Genomic DNA, 12,198 nt, shown 5'->3' with positions numbered 1-12,198 from the left:
ATAGAAACCTGAGCAGGATCGATGGAAGGAAATTCACGAACACCCAAAAATGTATAACCAATAAAACCGAATAATATAATTAATAGATTCAGTACAATGGTTAAAACAGGTCTTCTTATACTTGTAGTTGATAAACTCATGTTTGATTTTAGATTGTTGATTTTAGATTTCAGATTTATGCTAAATCTTACTGCTCTTTAAATCTATATTCAAGTCTTACGACTTTGGACTTTATGACTTTCGGCTTTATGACTATTTTACTTTAACTTTTATTGGTGCTTCGTTTTTTAATGACATAACACCGCTTGTTATTAAAGTATCTCCGGCTTTTAATCCTGATAAAATCAAAATAGAAGCATCAGTTCTTGTTGTGGCATCAACCATAACTTCTTTGGCTTTGCCCATATCTGCAATAAACACTTTTTTACCGTCCTGAACAGGTATGATAGCCTGAGAAGGTACAACTATAGCATCTTTAATAATGTTTAATGGTAATTTTACATCAGCAAAAGTTCCTGGGAAAAGTTTTCCGTCGGTATTATCTGCAATGGCGCGAATTTGTAATGTACGTGTTGCAACGGCTATTTCAGGCTCGATTGCATAAATTTTTGCTGAATAGGTTTTGTCTGATCCCGAAACATTAAAATCGATTATTGAACCGGATTTTACCTGCGCTGCATATTTTTCCGGAATTGAGAATGTAATTTTTAATTTTCCTGTATTAACCAGTTTTGCTACTACAACTGTTGGTGTAATATAAGTTCCCGGCGAAATAGAACGTAAACCCACTTTTCCTGAAAATGGTGCTTTTACAGAGGTTTTAGATATTTGTGCTCTAATTAATTGACTTTGTGCCTGTGCCGAAGCGTAATCTGCTCTTGCAATATCTGCTTCTTCCTGGCTGATAGCTTCTTTTTGAAGTAAAAGTTTTGCTCTTCTTTCATTTTCAGCAGCTAAACCTTCTTTAGTTACAGCTTGTCTTAATTGCGCTTTTAATTCAATGTCGTTTACTTTAAAAAGTACCTGACCTTTATTCACGTAAGTTCCTTCATTAAAATAAATACCTTCTACAATTCCCGAAACTTCACTGTGAATTTCAATTTGTTCGTTTGCTTCGATTGAGCCAGATAAAGATAAGTTGTTATCAAAAGTCGAAGTTTTAACTACAAGTCCGGTTACAGTTGTTGGCTTATCTTTATCGCCAAATTTTTTTGATTCGTCATTTTTGCCTTTGTTGGATATTATTCGGTAAGTAATAAATCCTCCTAAAACGATGATGATCAAGGCGTAGATTAGGTGTTTTAATTTCATAAAATTTAGGTGAATGTTTTTTTGTTGTATGTTTTTTTGCAACTAGCAAATTTAACTTTTTGTGCTGAAACCAAAAGGCGTTAGCTTTTATTTAACACTTGGCTTACAATAATTTCAAATCGTTTTCATGAGCTCTAACAGCAAAAGTTTGCTTTTAGATATCGTTTTTAAGAAAAGGTTTAAATGTAAATATTATTTTTTTTTGTAATTCTTAACAATTAAAATGTTTTGTAAGTTATCTGTCTCATAATCAAATAAATGTAATTTTTTATTTTAAAAAGTAAAATTTAATTTTTCTGGTTTTATCATCTCAGAACTTCAATGATTGCTCAGGCTTCATAATTTTTTTTCGCTTTTGTCCGATTTTCTTTGCAGTTTATCGAATTTATTTGTAACATTACTATGTTAAACAAAATGTTGGTTTTGCTACTAATACTTACTAAATTATGTAGGTTTATTAGTTAAAATAATGAGTTAGGTGTAATTTTTTAGGTTTTTTACAGAAATTATTTGATAATTATATTAACAAGTGTTTATATTTTTTGTTCTTAATTACTAAAAAAATAATATATGAAGAAAAAAATACTCTTAGCTTTATGGTTTACACTTTTACTATTTTCAGTTGGTTATCTTTTTTGGCAGAATGAATTTAAATATAGTCTGCCAACGCCAATTCCGAAAAATTATCATGCTATAGCAATGGGCTCCAAAGTTGATTTGTCGCAATGCTGTGCATTTGATAATAAACCTGTTTTTTTTCACTTCTTTAATCCGGATTGTCCGTGCTCACGTTTCAATGTGCCGCATGTAAGTGATTTGATAAAGAAATACGGAGATAAAATCAATTTTAAAATTGTGGTGTTAAACAAAAAGAAAACTTTTTCTATCGAAGAAATTCAGGAAAAATTTGGAGCACCAATTCCGGTTTATTTTGATGAAGGCATCGCTCAAAAATGCGGCGTGATTTCGACTCCGCAAGCAGTTCTGCTTGATGCTGATCATAATTTATATTATCGTGGTAATTACAATAAAACAAGATATTGCACAGATGCTGAAAGTAATTACGCGCAAATGGCAATCGATTTACTGTTAAAACAAAATATTTCGCCCTCATTTAATGCTTTAGCTCTTAGAGCTTACGGATGTTCATTACCAAATTGCACTAAATAAAATCTATCACTAACTAAAATTTTTTAAACCTATGAAAACAAAAGCCAGTTTAAATGAGCAAGATTATCTGCACAGTTTTATGTCGACTATGACGCAAAAATCAGATATCATTATTAATTATGTTCTAGCCGTTTATTTTCTTCTCGGAATCGGATTATCCTTTAAGTATGATACATTCGAAATTGGAGTAGGAGTTGGAACGCTGAACCTTTTGGCCTATTATTCGGCAAAGTTTTTTCTAAAGAATTCTAAATTTTATCAATACGTTCTGTCAGTTATACTGGCAGTATTTATGGCACAATATATTTACCAAATGCATGGTTTATTCGAAATGCACTTTACAGTTTTCATTGCCAGTACCATTTTAATTATTTACCAAAACTGGAAATTACAGATTCCGTTAACGCTTTTGGTTGTGCTTCATCACGCTGGCTTGGCTTATTTGCAAAACTTTGTTTATAATGATGCAAACGGACTTCAGGTTTATTTCTCTCAGGTAAATTTTGATTTAGAAACGCTTATAATCCATACTGTTTTGGCTGCCGTTGTATTTTTCATGAATGGGTATTGGGCTTATTATTTTAAAGAACACAGTCACAATCATATCTCTAAAATTTCTGATGAATACGAATTAGAAAACATGAAACTGGCCTCTGCTAAATACAGTTCTTTATCGGCAACAAAAGAATACAACGATTTTATTCACAGAACAACCCTGGATTTAAAACTTCCGGTGAATTCTGTTTTAAAATTAATTGATGTTTCAAAAGGACATACCGATAATGACAAGCTTTTAACGTATTTGGATATGATGCGTGAAAGTGCCAAAAAAATTGATGATTTAGTAAATGATATTCATGTAAAATCGACTAATACCAGAAATTAAAAACTATAAAAACCAACTTCCCCGCACCAACATTTTTACACGCACAATCAACCATTTATTAATTATTAGCAGCAAATTTATGGATACGAGATTTAACCGTCCAACTCCTTCTGACAGAGAAGTCGACTGGAATAAAAATAAAGTATTACTTAGTAAAACAGATAAAAACGGAACGATTCTTTATGCCAATGAAGATTTTATAGATGTCTCAGGATATGATGAATTTGAACTTGTAGGACAGCCTCACAATATTGTGAGGCATCCTGATATGCCAAAAGTTATTTTTAAATTCTTGTGGGACAGCATTAAATCAAGTGAAAACATTCATGTTATTATAAAAAATATGGCAAAAACCGGTCGTTATTACTGGGTTGTAACCGATTTTAAAATTATTGCCGATGCTGATGGAGATATTGTAGGTTATTTTGGAACCAGAAAATCGGTTCCGGAACCTCTCATTACGAAATTTATTGAACCATTATATAAAAAGCTATTACAGATTGAAGAAGCCAGCGGCCTAATCGCTTCTGAAGAATATTTGGTTGGCTTTTTAGAAGAGCGAAAAAAGACCTATATGGAATATATCGACCATTTAATCGCTACAGGAAAAGATGATAAAAATAAAGTAAGCAAAGGCTTATTCAGCGGATTATTTGACAAAACTCCGCCCAAGAAATAGTTTAATAAATATACTTCATTGCGTCGAAGTAATATTCAAATCAAAAGTTTGCTCCCCAACAAATCTAATCACCTGAATATTTAAAACTTATTGATGCAGTGGAGTGTATTTTTTTGAGGTACAAAGGTGCAAAGTGACAAAGGTTCAAAGGTGCTCAGTATGCTTGTATTTCATAAGCCTTCGACTTCGCTCAGGATGACATTCGTCAAGTTAAAACCTTTGAAACTTTGCATCTCTGAACCTTTGAACCTTACGAAATATAATTCCAAATATTTTTCTTCTTAGTCAATTCTATAAAAACCATTTTTAAAATAGCATGTTCCGGTTTTTGGAGCGGAGCATCTTCTTTTAAAACTTTTAAGGCGTAGTTTCGTGCCAAAGATAAAATGTCACGATCGCGAACAATATCAGCAATTTGTAAATTTAAAACACCACTTTGCTGCGTTCCCATTAAATCTCCCGGACCGCGAAGTTTAAGGTCGACTTCGGCTATTTCGAAACCGTCGTTTGTTTGTACCATCGTTTCCATTCTGGTTTTACTGTCGGCACTTAATTTGTGGCTGGTCATTAAGATGCAATAACTCTGTTCCGCGCCACGGCCCACACGTCCGCGTAGCTGGTGGAGTTGTGAGAGACCAAAACGTTCGGCACTTTCGATAATCATAACGCTGGCATTTGGTACATTTACACCAACTTCAATTACGGTTGTTGCGACCATAATATTGGTTTTCCCTTCAGAGAAACGTTTCATTTCGGCATCTTTATCCGCAGGTTTCATTTTTCCGTGTAGAATCGAAATCGAATATTGAGGCAGCGGAAAATCTCTTGAAATACTTTCGTAACCGTCCATTAAATCTTTATAATCCATTTTTTCAGATTCCTGAATTAACGGATACACAATATAAATTTGTCTTCCTTTAGCAATTTCATCGCGGAGGAATTTCCAGACTTTTAAGCGGTTACTATCAAAACGATGTGCTGTTTCAATAGGTTTTCTTCCCGGTGGTAATTCATCAATTACAGAAATATCAAGATCTCCGTATAAACTCATCGCTAAAGTTCTCGGAATTGGCGTCGCCGTCATAACCAAAACGTGCGGCGGAATATCGTTTTTCTTCCACAATTTGGAGCGTTGTTCTACACCAAAACGGTGCTGTTCATCAATAACCGCTAAACCTAAACTATGAAACTTTACTTTGTCTTCTAACAAAGCATGAGTTCCAATTAAAATCTGCAAACTTCCGTTCTCCAGTTCTTCATGAATAATTTTCCTTTCAGAAGTTTTAGTTGAACCCGTTAATATTTTGATGTTGATATTTAATGTATTAGCAAATTCAGACAATCCAAGAAAATGCTGATTGGCCAGAATTTCTGTCGGTGCCATTAAACATGCCTGAAAACCATTATCAATTGCCAAAAGCATACTCATAAAAGCCACAATCGTTTTTCCTGAACCAACATCTCCCTGAAGTAATCGGTTCATTTGCGCGTTGCTTCCCATATCGGAGCGGATTTCTTTTATAACCCTTTTTTGAGCATTGGTTAAATCAAACGGAAGATGATTTTGGTAGAAATCATTAAAAAGTTCCCCTACTTTTGTAAACGGATGCCCTTTTATTTTATGTTTTCTGATTAAGTTTTTAGTAATTAATTGTAATTGAATAAAAAATAATTCTTCAAACTTTAATCGGAATTGGGCTTTCGCCAAAGCGTCTGCGCTTTTTGGAAAATGTATATTAAACAAAGCCGCCCTTTTCGGAATCAGCTTTAATTCTTCAATTAAATAAGCCGGGAAAGTTTCGGTAAACAAAGCCTGAGTTTCAATAAACAATTGTTCCATCATTTTATTGATCGTTCGGTTTGAAATTCCGCGATTTGTCAGCGTTTCTGTCGATGGATAAACCGGCTGCATGGCAGAACGAAGACTTTTTTCGTGTTCGCTCAATAATTCAATTTCAGGATGTGCCATACTAAATTGGCTTCCGTATAAAGAACATTTTCCAAAAATAACAAGCTGTTCGTTTAGTTTTAAACTTTCTCGAATCCATTTATGACCTTGAAACCAGTTCAGTTCAATCATTCCCGTTTCATCAATAAAACTGGCAACCAAACGCTTTTTGTTTTTAGCAAATTCAACCGTTTTTATGTTGATGATTTTTCCAACAATCTGAACCTCACTTCCCGTATTTTGCAGTTCGTTAATCTTATAATAACGTGTTCTGTCAATATATCGGTTTGGGTAAAAATTGACTAAATCTCCATATTTATGAATTCCTAACTCCTTACGAAGCAATTGACCGCGACTTGGGCCAACACCTTTTAAGTATTCGATAGGAGTATCCAGGAGATTATTAGACATTTATGAATTTTAGATTTTAGATTTTAGATTTTAGACTTTAGATTGTTGATTTTAGATTTCGGTATTGGAATTTGGAATTTCTATTTTGGGATTTAATTTGAAAAGCGAAGATAAATTTTAATTAGGAAATTTGAAAGTACATTACTTTTGAAAAATTTTATTACACAGATAAGCCACCTTTTAACAATTTTATCATCTATTTATATAGTTAAACTTTAAAAATAAAATCAAAATGAAAAAATTTGCCTCTATTTTTATATTAATGTTAAGTATTGTTTCCTGTTCAAGTGATAATGCCGATTCCCGATCTTCTTTTACTTATTACGGAAAATGGAAACTTACCAGATCTACAGGTTCTTTTGTTGAAGCTATTTATATTATTGGCAAGCCGCAATATCTGGAATATTATGATTTAAAAAAAGATAATACATTTATAAAAACCAGAACAAAAGATGGAGTTACAACAACGGCATCAGGAACTTTTTCGATAACAGAAATTCAAAATCAGAAGCACTTTAAATTAACATATACCAGCACAAGCGAAATTATAGAAAGCTGTACCGGAAATTTAAGCGAAGAATTATTTATTAATGAGGCACAGGAATTAATAAGTACATGGCAAAATTGTGATGGCCCGACATTGGTATACGAAAAAACAAAATAGTTGTAGATTTCACGAAATTCAAAATAAAAAAACTCTGTTAGAAACTTAACAGAGTTTTTTCGTTTATAGTCAGTTTTGTTTTAATAAATAAAGATAATTATTAGATTTGTTTTAAATATAAGCCACTAAGAAAATGAGTAAAGAAGAAAAAGTTCCTTTTGAAACTATTGTGTTTGCAGGTGTTACGTTTAAAGTTATTAATAGAAATGAAGCCCACACTATTATTGGAGATCTTACGGATTTTAACGGTCAAAAAATCTACAATGTTTTTGAAGATACCTGGCGTTTTCCTGATTATGAAGAAAATCCAATCTTTTTATTAGCAGAAGAAGATGTAGAAATGGATTCCTTCGAGATGGATTTCACTACAGAACAACATCAGGATATTTTTATTCTGGGATTTATTTTTAAAGGAAATTTGAATGTTACAAAGCTCATAAGTTCTTTTGATACAGATAATTCTCCTGCATTAATTGTTTTGGGAGAAACTAAAACGGTTAATATCACTTTGTTTGGAAATGTTCATTATTTAGGCGGAGGTTTAAAATGTGATACCATTATTGGAGAATACAATCACGGAGAACTTTTTGTAAAAGGTGATGTTACAGCGTGGTTAATTTACAGCGACGATATGCTGATCCATTTTGAGCGTTTTACAGATATTCAGGCAATTGTGAGTGTAAACAGACCGGATATAATGATTTGCAGCAATCTAAGTGATGCTGACGGCAATATAATTACAATTGAAAATTACTTTCCATCCACACATAAATTATCTGATATTGTCGATGATTCTTTTATCGAGATTTCAAATGGAACTGAAATACTAGGAAATAATTACCACGAAGACGTTTTTAAAGAAGGACTTTCTATTCTTGATTATGATAAAAAAGAAAAATATTTGTATACTGATTTTCGTAGTCAGTTTATAAATATGGTGGAAGTTTTATCTCAATTAGAATATGTAAAACACATAGGAAGAATTAGTAAAAAGAGCGGTACAAACGAATATTCGTTTATTCCGTTTACTTATGAAGGAAAGAAATACAGCCAGATTTCTGAAGAAATTGGAAATGGTTTTAATATTAAAATGCGTGCTTTATGGTGCCATGATGATGAAGAAATCACGCTCGTTCTGGAATATCTTGATGAAGAAGGAGACACGAAATATCAATGGGCCAATAATGAAACTGCGCCTGGAATAGAAATGTTTACTGTAAAATGTGCTGCATTTGAAGCTTTTGAAGTATTAACAGCAGAACCTTCTGAAGAAGATGATGATGAAGACGACGATGAAGAAACAGAATATCAGGAATATGATAATAGTTTTTCTTTAGAAGAATATTCGGTTCAGTTTGGGAATTATGCTTTACCCGAAGATTTAGTAAAATTATATGAATTTGATCAAAATTATGGATCTGAAACCTATTCAGAATGTTTTGGTTTGTTAATTTATGATGATAAAACCGGAATAAAAACATGGTCTGAAGAAGAAGAATTCTACAATAGTTTTATTGAATTTGCAGGCGCAAACGGCTCCGGAAGTTCGTATGCTTACTGGCTTATTGATAAAGATTTAAATAATTGCCCGATAGTTGTTTTTGGTGACGAAGGTGGAATTCATGTTGTAGCTGAAAATACACGTAAATTGATTCATCTTTTAACTTTGGATACCGAAGTTTCAGTCGATTTTGACAATGCTTATTTCTATAAAGATGAAGAATATTACGAAGAAAATGAAAACAAAGAAGAGTTTCAGCAATGGGTTAAAAAGGAATTTGGTTTTAATGCAATAGAAACAAACGAAGAAGCTGATGAAATCGTTGATGAAGCAAAAGCAAAGTATAAAAAACAACTCAATGATTTTTTAATCAAATTCGATATAGAAATTGGTGAAGATGAAGACTAGTTTTGATACAATGAATATTTATCTTTGACTAAAATTTTAAAAATGGCAACACACTTAGCACTTCTTCGCGGAATCAATGTCTCTGGTCACAATATGATCAAAATGGATGCTTTGAAAACAATGCTGGAAAATATTGGTTTTCAAAACGTTCGTACCTATCTGCAATCCGGAAATGTTTTTGTTGATAGTGAAGAAGATGCTGCAAAAGTGGGTTTTATGATAAAACAGGAAATCTTTAAGGTTTTTGGACATGAAGTTCCTGCCATTGTAATTGCAAAAAAGGATTTAGAATTGTGTTTTGCAAACAATCTTTATTTGAAAGAAAAAGATATAGATATCAAAAAGCTTTATATTGTTTTTGTTGCGATTGCCTTGAAAAAAGAAAGCATTCATGATTTAAAAATCAGCCAGTTTAAACCAGACGAAGCAACTATTGACGAAAACAGGATTTACATTAAATATGCTGTTGGCGCCGGAAAGACAAGACTGGAATTGAAATATATCGAGAAAAAACTAAATGTAATTGGCACAATGCGTAACTTGAATACGGTTACAAATTTGTTAGCAATGTATGAGGAACAGAATTAATCCCGCATCCATTTTAGCATTGCTGGAAAAGCTGATTTTCCTTCTTTAGCAGCAAGTTCATTTCCCAGACATAAACCCATCCATTCCAAAAGAGGTAAACCGATGTAATTTTCATTGCTGAAATTTGAAATTAACCAATCAGAATCATTTTTATATCCATTTGGATGAAATATAAATTCTAGCGGTAAATTCAAATATTTGGCTGCGGCAAATGACCATAGAATAGCTGCGATTTCCTCTCCGTGAGTAGGCCATTCAGGTGAGATTTTATCTGTGCCTATTAATTTTCTTTCTACAGAAGTTGTAACGGCCAGATGTCCGGCTTCATGTAAAATATCTCCGGGATATAGTAAATTATTATAATCAATATAAATGCAATTTGGTCCTAAATCCAATCCCGGTAAAAAAGTTGTACCCAATTCTTTTTCAATTACATTGATGTTAATTTCATTTAGAAACTGAAGCACTTTTTTTACTTCGTAACTTTCTTGCAAAGGCATATAAATTTGTTTTTATATTGAAACAATTAAATAAGATCACAATACCAAAATCCAAAATCAAAAGCATCTGCTGCATTTGTGTCGCAGGCTTTACTGGATGAATCCTGGGTTTTTGGTTTTTCATATTTTCGATAAACAATTTCTCCAATTTCAAAATCAATTGGTTTAGAAAAAATTGGCCCATCAAAAGTAAAAGTATGAAATTCTCCATTTTCACCACATACATCAACGTTTTCAGGTAAATCATTTATAAAATCCTGATCAATAATTCGGCCGACAAAACTTTTATCTAAATATCTTTCATTTACGCAAACCACAATCGTTTTAAATCCAAGCGAAATAAATTCCTGAATTAAATCGAGAGATGGAATTTTCCAAATAGGGAAAACACCTTCAAAGCCTATTCTCGCCAATTGCTCTTCACGATATTTTCGTAAATCTTCCAGAAAAATATCTCCAAAAACAGAATACATAATTCCTTGATTTTTTAATTCTGTCAAGGTTTCTGTCATTACGGTTTCGTAAACTTCCATTGTCGGCATTTCCGGAACCTGCATGATTTTTAATGGAATTCCGATGCTTTCTGCCTGAGCCTGCAATAATTCAACACGAACGCCATGCATTGAAATTCGCTGATATTGCTGGTTCACGCTCGTTAATAAACATTCGATTTTAAATTCCGAATTTTGAAGAATCTTGTATAATGTTAATGCAGAATCTTTTCCGCTGCTCCAGTTAAATAAGGTTTTTTTTGGTGTCGACACGTTTGGTTATTTTTGTGTGGTAAACTTACAAATTTCATTCGATTTGTTGTTGAAACCTTTGTAACTTTGGGTTTTTACACGCCAATTTATGACATTATATAAGGACAAATTAAAAATTGATTCCAACCGATTGAAAAATTGGGATTATTCTAGTGAAGCAGTTTATTTCATTACAATGGTTACAAAAGACAGAGAATGCATTTTTGGATCTGTTGAAGATGGAAAAATGATTTTAAATGAAAATGGAAAGATTATTGAGAATGAGCTTTTGAAATCGATAAAGATTCGTAAAAATTGGTTTTTTCATAATTGGATTGTGATGCCAAATCATATTCATTTGTTGATTGAAATTCAGGAAAATATGGAAAAACGGATTGGAACGACACATATTGAAACGTCGCAGATTTCAACGTCGCGTATTGTAGAAACGCACAGCAGTGCGTCTACGCCCGGCACATCCACAACGAATGATACGCAATCTTTGTCGACACACTTTGCGGAGACGCACTGCTGTGCGCCTCTACAGAACCAATCTTTGTCGAAATCATTAAATGAATCAAATATAAATACGCAGATTGCAACGTCGCGTATTAACACGTCGCGTATTGTAGAGACGCACAGCAGTGCGTCTACGTCCGGCACATCCGCAACGAATGAAACGCAATCTTTGTCGACACCCTTTGCGGAGACGCACTGCTGTGCGTCTCTACAGAACCAATCTTTGTCGAAATCATCAAACGAATCGTTGTCAGAATTATCGAATTCAAACACGCAGATTGAAACGTCACAAATTAAAATGTCGCAGATTAACACATCGCATATTGTAGAGACGCACAGTAGTGCGTCTACGTCCGGCACATCCACAACGAATGAAACGCAATCTTTGTCGACACCCTCTGCGGAGACGCACTGCTGTGCGTCTCTACAGAACCAATCTTTGTCGAAATCATCAAACGAATCGTTGTCAGAATTATCGAATTTAAACACGCAGATTGAAACGTCACAAATTAAAACGTCGCAGATTAACACATCGCATATTGTAGAGACGCACAGCAGTGCGTCTACGTCCTGCACATCCACAACGAATGAAACCCAATCTTTGTCGACACACTTTGCGGAGACGCACTGCTGTGCGCCTCTACAGAACCAATCTTTGTCGACATTCTCTCGTAAACCAAATTCCATTTCATCATTTGTTGCTATTTTTAAATCGGTTACAACAAAACAAATCAATGGTTTTGAAACAATTTGGCAGCAAAACTATCACGATCATATTGTTAGAAATTACAAAACATTTGAAACAATTTATGATTATATTAAAAATAATCCAATATCTTGGGAGACGGATTCTATAAATTCATAATTGCA

The 12,198-nt window shown here is 33.3% G+C and carries 12 protein-coding genes; 7 read left to right on the top strand and 5 right to left on the bottom strand.

Annotated elements, in window-relative coordinates:
• The coding region (locus APR43_RS24805) for an efflux RND transporter permease subunit (protein ID WP_133063773.1) at window positions 1-140 on the bottom strand (140 nt) is incomplete at its 3' end.
• Between the two features lie 112 nt (window positions 141-252).
• Complete coding sequence (locus APR43_RS24095) at window positions 253-1,311, bottom strand: efflux RND transporter periplasmic adaptor subunit (RefSeq protein ID WP_053471477.1); 1,059 nt, start codon at window positions 1,309-1,311, stop codon at window positions 253-255.
• A 570-nt stretch (window positions 1,312-1,881) separates the two neighbouring features.
• On the opposite strand from APR43_RS24095, the gene APR43_RS24090 reads away from it, so the two are divergent.
• From APR43_RS24090 to APR43_RS24080, 3 genes are all read left to right on the top strand, one after another.
• A complete protein-coding gene (locus APR43_RS24090; protein WP_053471396.1) occupies window positions 1,882-2,481 on the top strand; it encodes a peroxiredoxin family protein in 600 nt (199 codons plus the stop codon).
• A gap of 31 nt (window positions 2,482-2,512) precedes the next feature.
• On the top strand, window positions 2,513-3,367 hold the full coding sequence (locus APR43_RS24085; protein WP_053471397.1) for a hypothetical protein: 855 nt from the start codon (window positions 2,513-2,515) through the stop codon (window positions 3,365-3,367).
• Between the two features lie 79 nt (window positions 3,368-3,446).
• Window positions 3,447-4,046 (top strand): PAS domain-containing protein, encoded by a 600-nt coding sequence (locus tag APR43_RS24080; RefSeq protein WP_053471398.1) that lies wholly within the window; start codon window positions 3,447-3,449, stop codon window positions 4,044-4,046.
• A gap of 250 nt (window positions 4,047-4,296) precedes the next feature.
• Here APR43_RS24080 and recG read toward each other — a convergent pair whose 3' ends face one another.
• Window positions 4,297-6,405: an ATP-dependent DNA helicase RecG gene (gene recG, locus APR43_RS24075; RefSeq protein WP_053471399.1), complete on the bottom strand. Its 2,109-nt coding sequence runs from the start codon at window positions 6,403-6,405 to the stop codon at window positions 4,297-4,299.
• 232 nt (window positions 6,406-6,637) lie between these two features.
• Between recG and APR43_RS24070 the strand changes: the two genes are divergently transcribed.
• The 3 genes from APR43_RS24070 to APR43_RS24060 all read left to right on the top strand — a co-directional run bounded on the left by APR43_RS24070 (window position 6,638) and on the right by APR43_RS24060 (window position 9,566).
• On the top strand, window positions 6,638-7,069 hold the full coding sequence (locus APR43_RS24070; RefSeq protein ID WP_053471400.1) for a hypothetical protein: 432 nt from the start codon (window positions 6,638-6,640) through the stop codon (window positions 7,067-7,069).
• Between the two features lie 133 nt (window positions 7,070-7,202).
• Entirely contained in the window at window positions 7,203-8,978 is a 1,776-nt protein-coding gene (locus APR43_RS24065; protein WP_053471401.1) for a hypothetical protein, read from the top strand.
• A 42-nt stretch (window positions 8,979-9,020) separates the two neighbouring features.
• The gene (locus APR43_RS24060; RefSeq protein ID WP_053471478.1) at window positions 9,021-9,566 is read left to right on the top strand and encodes a DUF1697 domain-containing protein; all 546 of its coding nucleotides are present in this window, start codon (window positions 9,021-9,023) and stop codon (window positions 9,564-9,566) included.
• Here APR43_RS24060 and APR43_RS24055 read toward each other — a convergent pair.
• Window positions 9,563-10,066 (bottom strand): hypothetical protein, encoded by a 504-nt coding sequence (locus APR43_RS24055; protein WP_053471402.1) that lies wholly within the window; start codon window positions 10,064-10,066, stop codon window positions 9,563-9,565. The two genes, APR43_RS24060 and APR43_RS24055, sit on opposite strands and share 4 nt — an antisense overlap.
• Before the next feature lie 26 nt (window positions 10,067-10,092).
• Window positions 10,093-10,830, bottom strand: coding sequence for a diphthine--ammonia ligase (locus tag APR43_RS24050; protein WP_053471403.1), 738 nt, complete (start codon window positions 10,828-10,830; stop codon window positions 10,093-10,095).
• An 88-nt stretch (window positions 10,831-10,918) separates the two neighbouring features.
• Between APR43_RS24050 and APR43_RS24045 the strand changes: the two genes are divergently transcribed.
• Entirely contained in the window at window positions 10,919-12,193 is a 1,275-nt protein-coding gene (locus APR43_RS24045) for a transposase (protein WP_053471404.1), read from the top strand.
• Window positions 12,194-12,198: the final 5 nt, after the last annotated feature.

Origin of the sequence: Flavobacterium sp. NLM, assembly GCF_002210235.1 — a bacterium.
Taxonomy (GTDB): domain Bacteria; phylum Bacteroidota; class Bacteroidia; order Flavobacteriales; family Flavobacteriaceae; genus Flavobacterium; species Flavobacterium panici.
The sequence above is the reverse complement of the archived record's forward strand: the minus strand, read 5'-3'. Positions and strand labels throughout refer to the sequence as shown.